Source organism: Methanobrevibacter sp. TMH8, from assembly GCF_020148105.1.
Lineage (GTDB): Archaea > Methanobacteriota > Methanobacteria > Methanobacteriales > Methanobacteriaceae > Methanobinarius.
The window spans coordinates 28,755-44,074 of sequence record NZ_JAHLZE010000022.1; the positions used below are offsets into that span (position 1 = coordinate 28,755).

At 25.3% G+C, this 15,320-nt stretch carries 14 protein-coding genes and 1 tRNA gene; 11 read left to right on the plus strand and 4 right to left on the minus strand.

Annotated features, from left to right (window positions below; genetic code table 11):
- The first annotated feature begins 11 nt into the window (after nucleotides 1-11).
- The 5 genes from KQY27_RS04240 to KQY27_RS04260 all read left to right on the plus strand — a co-directional run bounded on the left by KQY27_RS04240 (nucleotide 12) and on the right by KQY27_RS04260 (nucleotide 5,282).
- On the plus strand, nucleotides 12-1,904 hold the full coding sequence (locus KQY27_RS04240; protein WP_224425338.1) for a thiamine pyrophosphate-dependent enzyme: 1,893 nt from the start codon (nucleotides 12-14) through the stop codon (nucleotides 1,902-1,904).
- A 219-nt stretch (nucleotides 1,905-2,123) separates the two neighbouring features.
- Nucleotides 2,124-3,032, plus strand: coding sequence for a DUF5591 domain-containing protein (locus tag KQY27_RS04245; protein WP_224425339.1), 909 nt, complete (start codon nucleotides 2,124-2,126; stop codon nucleotides 3,030-3,032).
- Between the two features lie 689 nt (nucleotides 3,033-3,721).
- Nucleotides 3,722-4,018, plus strand: coding sequence for an iron-sulfur cluster assembly protein (locus KQY27_RS04250; protein WP_224425340.1), 297 nt, complete (start codon nucleotides 3,722-3,724; stop codon nucleotides 4,016-4,018).
- A 449-nt stretch (nucleotides 4,019-4,467) separates the two neighbouring features.
- Nucleotides 4,468-4,542, plus strand: a tRNA-Ile gene (locus tag KQY27_RS04255).
- Between the two features lie 236 nt (nucleotides 4,543-4,778).
- Complete coding sequence (locus KQY27_RS04260) at nucleotides 4,779-5,282, plus strand: amino acid-binding protein (protein WP_224425341.1); 504 nt, start codon at nucleotides 4,779-4,781, stop codon at nucleotides 5,280-5,282.
- Between the two features lie 92 nt (nucleotides 5,283-5,374).
- Here the strand turns inward: KQY27_RS04260 and KQY27_RS04265 are convergent, their stop codons facing one another.
- The 4 genes from KQY27_RS04265 to comA all read right to left on the minus strand — a co-directional run bounded on the left by KQY27_RS04265 (nucleotide 5,375) and on the right by comA (nucleotide 9,277).
- On the minus strand, nucleotides 5,375-5,866 hold the full coding sequence (locus KQY27_RS04265) for a TIGR00295 family protein (protein WP_224425342.1): 492 nt from the start codon (nucleotides 5,864-5,866) through the stop codon (nucleotides 5,375-5,377).
- Nucleotides 5,867-6,088: 222 nt separating this feature from the next.
- Nucleotides 6,089-6,610 carry a transcription factor E gene (gene tfe, locus KQY27_RS04270; RefSeq protein WP_224425343.1) on the minus strand — a complete coding sequence of 174 codons (522 nt, stop codon included), beginning with the start codon at nucleotides 6,608-6,610 and terminating at the stop codon, nucleotides 6,089-6,091.
- Nucleotides 6,611-7,219: 609 nt separating this feature from the next.
- Nucleotides 7,220-8,155 carry a coenzyme F420-0:L-glutamate ligase gene (locus KQY27_RS04275; protein ID WP_224425344.1) on the minus strand — a complete coding sequence of 312 codons (936 nt, stop codon included), beginning with the start codon at nucleotides 8,153-8,155 and terminating at the stop codon, nucleotides 7,220-7,222.
- A 351-nt stretch (nucleotides 8,156-8,506) separates the two neighbouring features.
- On the minus strand, nucleotides 8,507-9,277 hold the full coding sequence (gene comA, locus KQY27_RS04280; protein WP_224425345.1) for a phosphosulfolactate synthase: 771 nt from the start codon (nucleotides 9,275-9,277) through the stop codon (nucleotides 8,507-8,509).
- A gap of 502 nt (nucleotides 9,278-9,779) precedes the next feature.
- Here comA and KQY27_RS04285 point away from each other — a divergent pair.
- From KQY27_RS04285 to KQY27_RS04310, 6 genes are all read left to right on the plus strand, one after another.
- Nucleotides 9,780-10,361, plus strand: coding sequence for a pyruvate kinase alpha/beta domain-containing protein (locus KQY27_RS04285; RefSeq protein ID WP_224425346.1), 582 nt, complete (start codon nucleotides 9,780-9,782; stop codon nucleotides 10,359-10,361).
- A 481-nt stretch (nucleotides 10,362-10,842) separates the two neighbouring features.
- Nucleotides 10,843-11,988 (plus strand): cell division protein FtsZ, encoded by a 1,146-nt coding sequence (gene ftsZ, locus KQY27_RS04290; protein WP_342765739.1) that lies wholly within the window; start codon nucleotides 10,843-10,845, stop codon nucleotides 11,986-11,988.
- Between the two features lie 496 nt (nucleotides 11,989-12,484).
- The gene (locus KQY27_RS04295) at nucleotides 12,485-12,664 is read left to right on the plus strand and encodes a protein translocase SEC61 complex subunit gamma (protein WP_224425347.1); all 180 of its coding nucleotides are present in this window, start codon (nucleotides 12,485-12,487) and stop codon (nucleotides 12,662-12,664) included.
- Between the two features lie 750 nt (nucleotides 12,665-13,414).
- A complete protein-coding gene (locus KQY27_RS04300) occupies nucleotides 13,415-13,903 on the plus strand; it encodes a transcription elongation factor Spt5 (RefSeq protein ID WP_224425348.1) in 489 nt (162 codons plus the stop codon).
- Nucleotides 13,903-14,385, plus strand: a complete 483-nt coding sequence (locus KQY27_RS04305) for a 50S ribosomal protein L11 (protein ID WP_224425349.1) — start codon at nucleotides 13,903-13,905, stop codon at nucleotides 14,383-14,385. The genes KQY27_RS04300 and KQY27_RS04305 overlap by 1 nt, the downstream gene beginning before the upstream one ends.
- Before the next feature lie 296 nt (nucleotides 14,386-14,681).
- The gene (locus tag KQY27_RS04310) at nucleotides 14,682-15,320 is read left to right on the plus strand and encodes a 50S ribosomal protein L1 (protein ID WP_224425350.1); all 639 of its coding nucleotides are present in this window, start codon (nucleotides 14,682-14,684) and stop codon (nucleotides 15,318-15,320) included.

The following is a 15,320-nucleotide window of genomic DNA, read 5'->3' on the forward strand; positions in this document are numbered from 1 at the left end:
AAGGAATTTTCATGGCTAAATATAGATGTAAAGTATGTAATTATTTCTATGATGAATCAAGAGAAGAGAAAAATTTTGATGGGCTTGATAATAATTGGATATGTCCAGTTTGTAATGCTTCGAAAGAAATGTTTATAAAAATTGAAGGAATTAATGAAATAGCTGAAAAATCATCTGAAAATGTAGATCGGAATAATAATGAGGAAACTAAAGAGATTGATGAAAATAATAAGAATAATAAGAATAATGAGAGTAATGAGATTAATAAGAATAATGAGAATGTTGAAAATGATGTAAGTAGTGAAGATTACAAAACAGTTTCTGATGTTCTTGTTGAGCAAATGGTGGCTTGGGGAATTAAATATGTTTTTGGGCTTCCTGGAACTTCTTCTCTAGGTGTTGTAGATTCTGTACGGAAAAATAAGGATATTGAATATTTTCAAGTTCGTCATGAACAAACTGCAGCTATGATGGCTTCTGCTTATGGGAAACTCACTGGAAATATAGCTGCTTGTCTTACAATAGCTGGTCCTGGTGCTACTAACTTAACTACTGGTCTTTATGATGCAAAGCTTGATAAATCTCCAGTACTTGCTATCACTGGTTATGTTAAGAGGGAACTTATTGGAACAAAAGCATTTCAAGAAATAAATCAACAAGAATTCTTTGAACCTTTTTCTGTTTTTAATAAAACCATAACTCATCCTGATGAAACCACTCGTCTTACTACTTTGGCTATACGTCATGCATTACTTGAAAAAGGTGTTTCTCATATTTCAATATCTGCTGATATTCAAAAAGAAAGATGTGATGATAAAATATTAGATATTGATGGTAGAATAGCTACATTGTCTTATAGTGCACCAATAACTGTAATTGATGAAGCTGTCAAACTAATAAATGCTGCTAAACGTCCTGTTATTGTTGCAGGCTGGGGAACTCTTGAAAATAAAGAAGATATAAAAGAACTATCTGAGAAAATTTCAGCTCCTATAACTACTAGTTTTAAAGGAAAAGGAGTCATTGATGATGATTACGATCTTTATGTTGGTAGTCATGGAAATATTGGAACTTTAGCTTCTGGTAATCTTACAAATAGTTCTGATCTACTTATTATTATTGGTTGTTCTTGTTCAAATAATACTAACCTTCCAAATCGCCCAGCTATACAGATTGATGTTGATCCATTGGTAATAGGTAAAAAATATCCTATTGATCTTAGTATTATTGGAAATAGTGGAGAGATAATTCCTAAAATAATAGAAAAAGTAGAAAAATCAGATAAAAAAGAGTATTTAGAAGAAATTAAGCATTTAAAACAACAGTGGAATCGTATATTAGAAAAAGAAGAAGATCCAAGTAAATTTCCACTTAAATATCCTTTTATAATGAAAGAATTATCAGACTATGCTGATGATGATGCTATAATAGCTATTGATGTAGGTGAAAATGGATGGAGAGTTGGAAGAAATTTCCCAATGAAAAACACTCAAGAACTTATTATGTCTGGTTATTTAGCTACTATGGGTTATGGACTTCCTGCAGCGCTTGCAAGTCAAATAGTTAATCCAGAAAAACAGGTTATTTGTATAACTGGTGATGGTGGATTTGCAATGGTTATGGGTGACTTCTTAACAGCTGTTAAATATAAATTGCCAGTTAAAGTATTTGTATTTAATAATCATGAGCTTGGAATGATTATGACTGAACAAAAAAATGAAAATTATCCTAATTGGAATACTCATCTTCATAATTGTGATTTTGCAGAATTTGCAAGAAGTTGTGGTGCTGTTGGTCTAAATGCAGGAAGTTATCAAGATCTTAAAATGGCTATTGAAAATGCATTTGCAGTAGATGGTCCAGTTATTGTAGATATTGAAACTGATCCAAATAGTTTTGATTAATAAGAGATAATATTTATTGAAATCAAAATTAAATATTATAAATAAAAAATAGATAAAAAATAAAGAATAAAAAGTAGGAATAAAAATAAGAATTATAAATAAAAATTAAAGTAAAATTATTTATATTACAAAATCTTATTTATTTTATAATATTATTTTATTTAATTTGAAAAAACTTGTTTAATATATAAAATATACTTGTTTATTGGAAATTGCAATATGAAAGTTATCTGTTCTAGTGAAGAATCATTGTATCGGCCTGAAGCTTATAGATGGCGAGAAAGAATGAAATGGATGAAACCTGCTGGTGAAGTTGTTGTGGTTCTTCCATGTAGTATGAAAAAACCTTATTCTAATTCACAATCTCATCAAAAATTCCGTAGAGTTACAAAAGGTTATCAGGAAGTAATTGTTACTTCTCCTTTTGGAATATGTCCTCGTGAAATGGAGAATACCTTTCCAATTCAATCTTACGATGTATCAGTATCTGGAGATTGGAGCTTTGAAGAGAAAAAATTAGCTGGTGAATTACTTCAAGAATATATTGGAGAAAAAGCAGTTGTAGCTAATGTTTCTGGGGGATATGAAGAAGTTTGTCGTGAATATCTTGATGATTGTGTTTATACCACAGTTGATGGAAGACCAACTTCTAATGATTCTCTTTATAATCTTAGAATGGAATTGAAAAAATATAATAAAGTTAAAGGTCGCCAAAGGACTTTGAATGAACTTCAAGGAATAGCTAAATATCAATTCGGTCTAGATGGAGATAAGTTTATATCTGATGATACTATGGCTAAAGGAATGTATCATAGAAGAATATTTACAAAAAGTAAACAAATAGCCCTTCTCAATCGTGATACTGGTTTTTACTCTCTTCGTCTCTTTGGAGGGGAGATATTGAAAGATATTGGTATTAATATTGTTGAAATTGATTTTGATTTAAAAACAAATACTTTATTTGCTCCGGGTGTTATAAAAGCTGATAATCAAATTATTCCTAATGATGAAGTTGTAGTAGTTAGAAATGATGAAGTTGTTGGTGTTGGAAAAGCTGTTTTAACTGGAGAAGAAATGGAAAATATGGGTAATGGTGTAGCTGTTCGTATTAAAGATAGAAAAAAATAGCTAATTATTATTAATTTACCTCTATTACTAATATCATCATCACTATTAGTACTAATCTTATATTTATTATAATGATTGTTATTTTTTATTCTTATAATTCTTTTTATTAAGATTTATTGAACACTTTATCTTTATTATCCTTATATCAATATTATTATAATATTATAATCATAATTTTTATTTTAGATAGATTATATTTTATCAATATCGAATTTTCTATCTTAAAATGATCATTTATATTATTTAGATTATCATTTTATTATTCTAAATCATGTTAATTATTATTTTAATAAATTTATATTAGACTCAAATAGCTATCTATAAATATAACTAAAACAAATGTTGATATGATATTTTTGTTTAGTGCAAAAATAATAAAATTATTATATTTTATTTCAATATTTTATAACAATAATTTATTAGAACAAATATTTTATTAAAAATAAATAATATAATGAATAAATTATATGTATAAAATAATTATAATATTATTATAAATAATTATAAATTAACTATAAATTAACTATAAATTATTATAATATAGTTAATTATAAATTTAATGTAAATTTTAAATTATAATATAATAAATATAAATAAAATATATGAATATATGATAATATCATAATATATGATAATTATTAATGAATCCTTTTGTGAGTATAATTTAATTAATAAAATTGAGGAATAACATGTCAGAAGATTTAATGAATAATGTAAAAGAGGCTGTTTCTAAAGTCAACGATCCACATATGGGTGTAAGTATTGTGGAAATGGGGATTGTACAGGATATCACTATTGATGGTACAACTGCAAAAATTGTCATTAAGCCTACAAACCCAGGATGCATGAGTGTAGCTCGTATGGCCGCTGATGCTAAAGCTCAAGCTTTATCTGTTGATGGAATTGAAAATGCTGAAATAACTGTTGAAGGCCATGCAATGGCAGATTCCATTAATGAAATGATAAATAAAAAACCAGCTAATTAGATTAGATATTAATTAGATTAAGTATTACTTAGATTAATTAAGTAATTAGTTTTTTAATAAGAATAAATTTCAGTAATTATATTAAGAATTTAAGAGTTTTTTAATTATTTAAAGCTATTTTAGCTTTATTTTTATATATAATTTAGTTTCATAGTTTTAATTTTTTACTATGGCTCTATTTTTATATTTTATGACTTTATAATTTCTATAATTTTTATAATTTTTAATTAAATTTTATAAATTTTATAATAATATTGCAACTTTATTAAATAATTTTATATTAAATTATAATTTTATAATTAAATTTTAATATTTATAATTAAATTATATTTTTGTAATCAAATTATAATTTTGTAAATATAACTTCGTAAATCGAAAAGGTTATATAGTATAAAGTTTAAATGTTGATTCTAGCTTTAATTTTATTGATGTATTTTGATAAGAATTAGAGGCCAGTGGCTCAGCTTGGTTAGCGCGCACGGCTGATAACCGTGAGGTCCTGGGTTCGAATCCCAGCTGGCCTATTTTTTATTTTTAATTTTAATTTTTTTTTTATTATCTAGCATTGTTATTTTCATTAGCTTTTATTTTTAGTCTATTTTAATTTTGATGTTTGTTTCGGATTTTTTGATGTTTGTTTATTGGATTATTATATTTAATTATTGATTATTTTTTTCATTTTATTGTTTATATTATCGATGATTTTATTAATTATGAAGATAAATAACTTCTTAGATGAATATTTATTTTTAGGTGTAAAATGTGGGAATCAGTAAAGTATAAATTTGAAAAATATCCTGCAAGAATGAGTGTAGCGGGCAAAATGGTAGACTTAGGCCTAAGAGTAGGAAAAGATCGTAAAATTTATTGTGACGATCTTAAAATAAGTGATTTAGCCTTAGCTAAAGTAGCTAATGTTGATAGGAAAGCTATTAAATCAACTGTGGATTTTATTTTGGATGATGAAGATTTAACTAATATTTTTCAAAATATCCTCCCGGCCGGAACTCTTCTTAAAAATATAGCAAAAAGTCTGAATCTTGGAGTTATAGAAATAGAAGTAGGAGATGAAAACATTGGAATTCTTGCAGCTGCAAGTGATTTAATTTCAAAAGAAGGGATAAGTATAAGGCAAGCATATGCTTCAGATATCCAACTTGAAGAAACTCCAACATTAACGATAATTACAGAAGATAATATATCTGGAGATCTTATAAAAGATTTTTTAAAAATACAAGGTGTTGTAAGAGTCTCATTATACTGATTATGTGGATATATAATAAGATCTAAAAATTAAATCTAAAAAATAATATAAAAATTATTATAGAAATTATGATAATAATACTAAAATCGAATTTAAAAGCTAAAATCTTCGATGAGTTCTTTATGAACTTTTTTTAATCTATTCACTGATTCTTCTAAATTATTTATATCTGAATTTTCCCATTTTCTAACTATAAATTCAATGTCCACTTCATCAATGCCATTGATTAGATTATCAGCATGAGAAACTATTTTTTCTTCTATGGTCATAGGTATATAGTTTTTTTCAGGAAGTCCCATTCTCATAGCTTCTTCTTTGGATATTCCAGAGCCAATATGTTTTTCTATGATATTAGCTACTTTTTTAGGAAAACCATGCTCAATAGCTAAATTTGCTCCGATAATTCCATGATTAATTGAATTTGTTTTAGATCTACCAATATCATGGAGTAATGCAGCTTCTTCTATTAATTTTTTATCAACATCAAAATTTTTAGATATTTCTATAGCTTTTTGACAAACAGCTATTGAGTGTTCAATAACCCAATCTGGACAACCTTCTTTTTTTAAAAGTTCTATAATCATTGAAATCACTATTAGCATCGATTTGAATTAATTTAGTTGATATTATAAGTCAAATACAATTTTAATAAAATTTAAATATAAATTAAATTAATTTAAATCAAAAAATTCAATTTTTAAGTATAAAATAATAACAAAAGAATATAAAAATAGAAAATAGAAAATAAAATGGATATAAAAGTAGTATATATGAATTAAAATACGAAAATAAAAAGTTTTATTTAATTATTTTGCATTTTTAGAACTGACAGAAGAATAAGTTTCTTCATAGTTTGCAATTTCTTCTTTTATTCTTGCAATTATGCCACCATTTTCTTGGAATGTAATTTCATTTCCACATTCAGGACATAAAAAACCAATTTCTGATGCTTGATCAAACGAAAGTCTTACATGTTCATCAGGACAAACAAAAAACATGTTATTTTCTTCTACTTCTAAAACTTTTTTCAAATTAACTATCATATTAGCTGATTTTTCTTCAAGTTGGTTGTTCACACCATTTGAATCAAATTTCCAAGAATAAGTATACCACTGTGTTTCAGGATCTTTACTTCTTTTGTAACTAGCTAATCCGGAATCATAAAGTTTGTATAAAATCTTTCTAACTATATTCAGCTTAATTTCAGTTTTTTCAGCTATTTCTTCATCAGTATTAGTTCCATTTATTAAACATTCAACAACAGGTAAATTTTCTTCATCTTGGATTACATCATTTAATAATTCTTGGACTAATGGATCATTTATCATTTACTCAACCCTCTATATAAAATATTTCCTTAAACCGTATAATTTTAATTTATTTAGAAACTAAATAAATATAATAATGTAACAGTATGTTAAATAGATTTAAATTGATTTTCAATCAATTAAAAATAACCACACACTAACAATATCTAATAATAATCATAGTTTGTTTTTTATATAATATAAAATTAATCATTGTAATAATTTTTTAGAATTTTAATACTATTATTCTAATTTTCAAGCTTTTTAATAGTATTAATAAGTTATCAGTGAATAATCAATGAAAAACATTCGATTTGCGCATTGTTTTAGAAAAGTATTAATTAAAATTAAGATATAGTAATTTTTATAAAAAATAAACAAAAATTAAATATGAAATCTAAATTTTTATAGTGTAATCATTATTTCACTTATATATGTTTTTTATATTATATTCATATTATAATATATAAATATATTTAAATATGAATTAAATGTAATATAAGATTTATATTGGATTATAATTTAATACTAAATAACAATCTATTATATGTATCTAATAGTATATATTTATTTCTATATTTTCATATTTTTTTTATTATAACTTTTTTATATTTTATTTATCAATAAATATTAATATATTTTTTCATCCTTAATTTTTCTAATAATAACTGCCGGGGTATGAACTATCGAATCAAGAGTTTCAACACTAACATCGTTAATATCTGTATTTAAAACATTTTTAACACTATGAATTGTTTCCATATTTGTAGATAATGATTTTTGATAGTCTTCAGCTATATTTGCTATTTTTATACTTTTTTCAATACTAAGTTTACATGAGCTTCCAAGTGGGGTCGATCCTACATTTTCTGATATTTGCCCTAAAAGATAAGCATAAAAACCTTTATTTGAATCTATTCCTTCAATAGCTATGGGGAGACCTGTAAAATATTTTTTTCCTCGTTTATAAGTAGCATCGGTGTCTATTATTAAAACTTTTCCAAAAAACCCATTTCTAACTTCAATTTCTTTAGCTATTTCATTAACTACTTTTTGAGGATTTTCAGGAAGAAGTGATACATAGGTTCCTGGAGCATTACTTAAATCAACTCCTGCTTCTGAAGCTGGTTTTAAAGCATGTTTCCATCCATATAATTTTAAAATCACTTCTTTGTGTCTTTTTGATTCAGGAGGGAGTTTTCTTAAGTTTTTAATAGTTCTTTTTTTTATTCCAAATAATGGTCCAAGAATATAACCCCATATATATTTACTCCAAATAATAGCTAAAAATTTAGCAGATATGCCAGGTTCAAAGTTTGCTTCATCAATTAATCTTCCTTGTGAAATAGCTATTGGAGTTTCAGCAATTACTAAATAATCACTCTCTTCCATGAGTTCAATAGCAGGATTTATAATACTTTCAAGACTATCATTGGCTTTAATATACCCAGTTTCAATAGGAATAATAATATATTCTTTATTTTTAACATATTTGTATTCTATTCCTTTGGATGTTTTAGCTATTTTATAATTTAGAGCTTTTTCTCCTAAATTGTTTTTTTTCATATATTCTCACATAATGCATATTTTTTGTAAATAAGGTTTAAAAAATTTAAAAACAGTTTAAAAACGCTTTAAAAAAACTTTAAATAATTATCAAAGATATAAAATATATAGGATATAAATAAATCATATTTATAATAATTAACATGATATTTAAATTAAAAATATTTAGATTAAAATAAATTAAAATAAAAATAAATCAATAAAAATATCAAATAATATATTAAATAACATATCAAATAGAGATATTAACAATATTAATAACATATCAAAAATATCTCAAATAACATATGGGATATTATATTAAATATATTAAATATAATAATTCATAATTTATTGTTTTAGGAATATATTTTAAATTTTATTTAATGTATCTCCACGTAAGCCTCTTCGAATGGTTTCAAGAGAAGTTATGTCATCTGATGAAATATTTCCAAGATTAACTTCTTTTCCAAGCTTTAGAATAAAATAAACCTGCTGATCTTTGTTAGGTGCTTCCCAAATTATATTTTCTTCAGGAATATGTTTTTTAAGGTAGTCTACTTCTTCTTCTTTAGCTATTCCATTTTTATCAAAGATACCTATGTTTTTTCCACCTTCTCTAGCTTCAATAATTACTTTGTCAGACCCTGCTTTTAATTCTGCATTTACTAACTCTATTCTTCTATCTAGGCTAATTTTTGCATCTACCACAGGATCTTTTTTTCCAACTTCAGATAAAACATAGAATCCTTCTTTTTTAGCTCTTTTTATAAATTCTAATTTTTCATCTTCTTTCATATCAGTTGAACCATCAGAAATTTCAATAGCTTCAAAACCAATATCTTTAGCTTCTTTAAAAAATTCATCAATTTTTTTGTTGTTATAAGCTATTTCAAATAAAGTTCCACCAGTATATGGAATAATATCAAATGATTTATACATTTCTACTTTTCTTTTGATTATTTCTTTATCATGAACAATGATTGTTCCCCAACCAAATTTCAATAGATCAACATAATCTCCAGCTATCTCCATTAAACATTTTGCAGTTTCATATCCAAGACCTTTATCTAGAACCATGGTTAGTCCTTTATTTCGTGGTTTTTCTGTTCTTTTTGGAAGTAAAAATTCGAAACATTTCATATAATCACTTTTTAAACATGATGATTAGTTTTATTTTATTTAATTTTATTTAATTATTTTAATTAGTTATTTTATTTATTAGAGTCATTTCTTATTATTTTTATTATTTTTATCATTTTTATCATTCATTGTTAGTTTGTTTTTTATACTAATTATTATTTTTTATTTAAACATTTTCTATTTTATTCTAGTAATTAATTAGATTTTTAGTAATAAAAATATGATTTTTTTGATTAAAACAAGTTATAAATATATCTAAAATCAATATAATATTATTAATATTGTGTTATAATTAATATTCTTTTATAATATCTATTGTAATATAATATTTATATAATAATTTACTATAATATTCAATATTAGTATAAATTATCGAGTATTATAATATATAATAATCAAATTATATTTGGAAAAAATATATATAAATTAAATATGTATAAAATAATATATAAATATAGATTATACATTATAATTTATAATTAATTGAATATGAGGTGTTTTTATGGAAAAATCAATAACATACTTTGAAAAACCTGGAAAAGAAAATACAGATAATTTAATTGAAATTGTTAAGGAAAGATTAGTAGATTCTGATATTAAATATGTAGCTATTGCTTCAGTTTCTGGATCAACTGCTCTTAAATTAGGAGATGCTCTTGATTCAATTGGAATTGGGGATAAAATAAATATTATAAATGTGACTCATCATGCTGGATTCAAAGAGAAAAATAAACTTGAAATTAATGGTTCAATAATAGAAAAATTAGAAGATAAGGGAATTGTAACTTTTGCTGGTTCTCATGCATTGAGTGGTGTTGGAAGAGGAATTTCAAATAAATTTGGAGGTGTTACTCCTGTTGAAATTATAGCTGAAACACTTAGAATGTTTTCACAAGGGATTAAAGTTTGTGGAGAAATAACTATAATGTTAGCTGATGCAGGTCTCATTCCTGTTGATGAAGAAATTTTAGCTATTGGTGGTAGGGCAAATGGTTCAGATTCTGCAGCTATTATAACTCCAGCAAACATGACTAATGTTTTTGACATGAGAATCCATGAAATATTAGCTATGCCTAGAGATTAAGCTATATTTCACTGTATTTTCTTTATAAATTAGTTGTAAATTATATGTAAGATATTTAACTATCAATAATTTTTATATATTATTTGATAATCCATATAACAAATATTTTAAATTTTTTTAGAATAATAGATAATTTCTTAAATTTTATTATTATAATATAAAAATAGTTTTTGAAGTAAATTAGTTGTTTCTAATAAATTCTACTTTTTTTGTAAAGATAATAATTTAAGTTAAATTATTTATTAACTTTATCTCAAGATTTGATTAAAAATATCTTAAAATTATGCTGTGATTTTTGATAAAATTTTAAATTATCTCTTAAATGTTAATCTAACATCTTAATTTCTGAGAAGCATATCGTTGCATTTAAATATAACTTATAACAAAACAATTAGTATAATATTAATTGTATCCTAATTTTTTTAAATTGTGTACAATTCATTAATTATAATTATAATTATAATTTACGTGGGGTTAGTAAGTGAAATTTTTAAATGACGCAATTAAAGATTCTGAAAAAAGAATGGAAAAACAAATTCCAACAAGAATTTCTTCAGACCTTGATGATGAACTTATCGAGATGATGGAGCAAAGCCGTGCTAAAATTTTTGTAGTTGGTGCTGGTGGCGCTGGAAATAATACTGTTTCAAGATTAAATGAGATTGGTATTGAGGGTGCAGAAACAATTACTGTTAATACAGATGCTCAAGATTTATTCTACAGTCAAGCTAGTAAAAAACTCCTTCTCGGTAAAAAAACTTGTCATGGTTTAGGGGCTGGTGGAGAACCAGATGTTGGAGAAGAATGTGCTGAAGAAAGTGAAGATGATATAAGGGATGAACTCGAAGGGTCTGATATGGTGTTTGTTACCTGTGGACTTGGTGGAGGAACTGGAACTGGTTCTGCTCCTGTTATATCAAAATTAGCTAAAAAAGCAGGCGCTTTAACTGTGGCTGTAGCTACTATGCCTTTTTCAGCTGAAGGTATTAAAAGAAGAGAAAACGCAGAATTAGGATTGGAAAAACTTAAAAATACTGCAGACACTGTTATTATTATTCCTAATGATAAGTTACTAGAAGTAGCTCCGAATCTTCCTTTGAATAAAGCATTCATGGTTTCTGATGAAATTTTAGGAAGAGCTGTAAAAGGGATTACAGAATTGATTACTAAGAAAAGTTTGGTTAACCTTGATTTTGCTGATATTAGAACTATCATGCAAGGATCTGGAATGGCAATGATTGGTATGGGTGAATCTGAATCTGGTGACAGGGCATTAGAATCTGTACATGAAGCTTTAAATAGCCCACTACTTGATTTAGATATTTCAGATGCTAGGGGTGCATTAATTAATATATCTGGTAGCTCAGACTTAACATTACATGAATCCGAAAAAATTGTTCAGATTGTGGCTGATAAATTAGATCCAGAAGCTAATGTTATTTGGGGTGTACAAATTGATGAAGACCTCCAAAATATGATTAGAACAACAATTGTTGTTTCTGGTGTCAAAGCTCATGATGAATTTTCAGAAAGAGGAATTGAAAGAATCGACGTAGCTGATATGGAGTCTATGTCTTCTGAAGTAGAATCTGATCCTTTAGATGACTTCATTGATGGTTCATTCTAATATTGAGTTTTATTAATAATTCAATATTTTTTTATTCTTTTTTTATCAGTTTTTTTCTTATTTACTAGTGTATATTACTAGTGTATATTACTATTATTGTTTTTTATTATTTTTATTTTATTATTATTTTATTTTTATTTATTAATTATTTTATTTTTTGTATTTTCTATTTCATGCTTTAATTTTTATATTCAATTTTGAAATTTTAGATTTTATATTATTATAATTCATTATAAAGCAAAGGTTTATAAATACAAAATTATAATTATAATATTATTATAAATATCTATGATTAATTATAGGTGTAATGATTATAATTAATAAAATATTACAATTTTTAATAAATTTAGAATATTTAAAATATTTAGATATTTAAAATATAACTAATAAGTTTAGAATTATTAAATTTTGTATTATTATAATGATTATAGCTTTATAAGCTTTTTCATTAATATTAAATTCACAAACTTATTTTCGAGTTAAATGGGAGATTTCAATGAGTTTTGGAGAATCTATGAATCGTTTTTTTAGAGAATGTAAAAGAGTATTAAAAGTAGCTAAAAAACCATCTGGTGAAGAATATGTTAATTTTTCAAAAATTACTGCAATTGGAATAGCTATTATCGGTGTCATTGGTTTTATAATAGTTTTAATTGCTCAAATTGCTGGTTTATAATTAGTTAATTTAATATTTATAGTGTTTCTACTATTTCTAGTATTTATAGTATTTCTAGAGTTTAGTAGTATTTTTAAGGGTTATAATTATATTTAATAACTTTTTATAGCTTTTATAGTTTTTATAAATTTTATAAAATTAACTATAACTTAATATTGAGAATTTAATCCATATTCTTTAAAAATAACTTGAAAATAGATGTATTTTATATATTTTATATGTATTAATATACATTAGTATATTTATTCATACATTATTGTATTTTTATATTTTTCATACTAATTTTGAAAACTTTAAATACTTGAAAAATATAAATATAAAATTAATATAAATAATATAAATCTAATTTTAATATTAATTATAATATTTTATAATAGTTTATAATAATTTATAATAATTTAAAATAAGTTATTATTAGTATAATTACAAATAAATGTAAAATAATTAGTAATATTGAATTTAATATTATTAAATCAAATGGTTTTTAATATTATATTGTTTGTATTGGAATTGGGATAAACGCTGATTAAATACGCTTGTTAATCATTAAATATATTAATTTCATTATAGTTTGATGTTAATTCTCTTATTATATTGATAATTGATTGACATTAGTTATTTGATGATATTGATTATTTGATTAATATGGATTTAATTATATTCAAGTGTTTAATTTGTCCTGATTTTAAATTTAATTTAATCTTTAAGAGATAAATGATGAAATTTTAATTTGAATAGGTGTATTTTAAAATGGAAGATCACAAAAATTCCATATATGCTCTTAAGACAGCAACTGGTCAAGAGAGAAATGTGGCTAGGATGTTAGCTAGAAAATCAAAAGACAGCGGTATTGGTATCGGAGCAATTCTTGTACCAGAATCCTTGAAAGGTTATATATTAGTAGAATCTTCAACTAAGATAGATATGCAAAACCCAGCGTTTAAAATACCTCATTTAAGAGGAATCGTTGAGGGCAAATCTCGTAGTGCTATAGATGCTAATATTGTTACATTTGAAGAAGTTAAAAAATTCCTTAATCCAGAACCTATTATATCTTCTATCCAAAAAGGAAGTATCGTAGAACTTATATCTGGGCCTTTCAAAGGAGAAAGAGCTAAAGTGGTTCGTATAGATGAATCTCGTGAAGAAGTTGTTCTTGAGTTAATAGAAGCTGCAGTTCCAATTCCTGTAACTGTTAAAGGAGATCAAATTAGAATTATACAAAAGGAGGCTGACTAATGGCTAAAGATACTGTTGAAATTCTTATCGAAGGGGGAAGTGCAACTCCGGGACCACCTTTAGGTCCAGCTATCGGCCCTTTCGGAATTAATATGATGCAAGTTGTTGAGCAAATTAATAACAAAAGCGCTGATTTTGAAGGAATGAAAGTACCAGTAAAAATTATCATTGATAGTGATACTAAAGATTTTGAAATTGAAATAGGTACTCCTCCAACCACTGCTCTTATTATGGATGAACTCAAAATTGAAAAAGCTTCTCAAGACCCAGGTTTAGATAAAGTAGCTGATTTATCAGTAGAACAAGCTTTAAAAATAGCTAGGATGAAATATGATTCTCTTTTAGCTAATGATTATAAACATGGTGCAAAAGAAGTTATGGGTACTTGTGTAAGTATGGGAATTACTGTAGATGGTAAAGACCCAAGAGAAACCCAAAAAGCTGTTGATGCTGGAGAATACGACGATATTCTTGTACAATAAGTATCAATATCTTAAAATTTCAAATAAATTTAAACAGAATTTTATTATATAATTTATTATATAATAGTTATTGAATTATATAAAATCGAATTATATAGAATTATTAAATAATTATATGTATATGATGTTGCATTTTGATGTAATTGATACATTTGAATTCATACAATTTAAATCAAATTTTTAGTATTTAATTATATTTAAAATATTCTTATAATCTAAATTAAATGCTTAATTGATTTCAGTTGATCATGAAACCTGAAAATATCCAATGAACTCAAAGTTCATGGAGGATTTATATGACACAAGAGATTATGGAAGCGGTGAAGAAGGCGAAAGAAGAATCAAAGCCGAGAAACTTCACACAATCTATTGATGTTATTATTAACATCAAAGATTTGGACGTCAAAAAACCAGAAAATCGGTTTGATGAAGAAGTTGCTCTCCCTAATGGACGTGGTAAAGACGTTAATATAGGATTTATCGCGGACGGGGAATTAGCAGTTCAAGCTAAAAATGCTGGTATTGATCTTGTTGTGACTAAAGCAGACTTAGAAGAAATTGGTAAAAATAGGAAGCAAGCTAAGAAATTAGCTAATGCTCATGATTTCTTCGTAGCTCAGGCTGATATGATGCCACTTGTTGGTAGATTCTTAGGACCAGTTTTAGGTCCAAGGAAAAAAATGCCTAAACCAGTACCTGCCAGTGCTAAAGCAGAGCCTTTAATCGAAAGATTACAGAGTACTGTAAAAGTAGGTGTTAAAGACCAGCCAAGTATTCAAGCTTTAGTTGGAACTCAGGATATGAGTGACGAGCAAATAGCTGAAAATATAGATGCAGTTCTCGCAGTCTTAGACCGCAATTTAGAAAAAGGTAGAAGCCAAATAAAATCCATGTTTGTTAAAACAACAATGGGTTCAGTAGTGAGGGTGATTTAA

Excerpts from the sequence above, each read along its gene's own strand:
- KQY27_RS04305 (WP_224425349.1), top strand. The coding sequence starts at position 13,903 with ATGGCTAAAGATACTGTTGAAATTCTTATCGAAGGGGGAAGTGCAACT.
- KQY27_RS04250 (WP_224425340.1), top strand. The coding sequence starts at position 3,722 with ATGTCAGAAGATTTAATGAATAATGTAAAAGAGGCTGTTTCTAAAGTC.
- KQY27_RS04295 (WP_224425347.1), top strand. The coding sequence starts at position 12,485 with ATGAGTTTTGGAGAATCTATGAATCGTTTTTTTAGAGAATGTAAAAGA.
- KQY27_RS04300 (WP_224425348.1), top strand. The coding sequence starts at position 13,415 with ATGGAAGATCACAAAAATTCCATATATGCTCTTAAGACAGCAACTGGT.
- KQY27_RS04310 (WP_224425350.1), top strand. The coding sequence starts at position 14,682 with ATGACACAAGAGATTATGGAAGCGGTGAAGAAGGCGAAAGAAGAATCA.
- KQY27_RS04275 (WP_224425344.1), bottom strand. The coding sequence starts at position 8,155 with ATGAAAAAAAACAATTTAGGAGAAAAAGCTCTAAATTATAAAATAGCT.
- KQY27_RS04260 (WP_224425341.1), top strand. The coding sequence starts at position 4,779 with ATGTGGGAATCAGTAAAGTATAAATTTGAAAAATATCCTGCAAGAATG.
- tfe (WP_224425343.1), bottom strand. The coding sequence starts at position 6,610 with ATGATAAATGATCCATTAGTCCAAGAATTATTAAATGATGTAATCCAA.
- comA (WP_224425345.1), bottom strand. The coding sequence starts at position 9,277 with ATGAAATGTTTCGAATTTTTACTTCCAAAAAGAACAGAAAAACCACGA.
- KQY27_RS04285 (WP_224425346.1), top strand. The coding sequence starts at position 9,780 with ATGGAAAAATCAATAACATACTTTGAAAAACCTGGAAAAGAAAATACA.
- KQY27_RS04265 (WP_224425342.1), bottom strand. The coding sequence starts at position 5,866 with ATGATTATAGAACTTTTAAAAAAAGAAGGTTGTCCAGATTGGGTTATT.
- KQY27_RS04240 (WP_224425338.1), top strand. The coding sequence starts at position 12 with ATGGCTAAATATAGATGTAAAGTATGTAATTATTTCTATGATGAATCA.
- KQY27_RS04245 (WP_224425339.1), top strand. The coding sequence starts at position 2,124 with ATGAAAGTTATCTGTTCTAGTGAAGAATCATTGTATCGGCCTGAAGCT.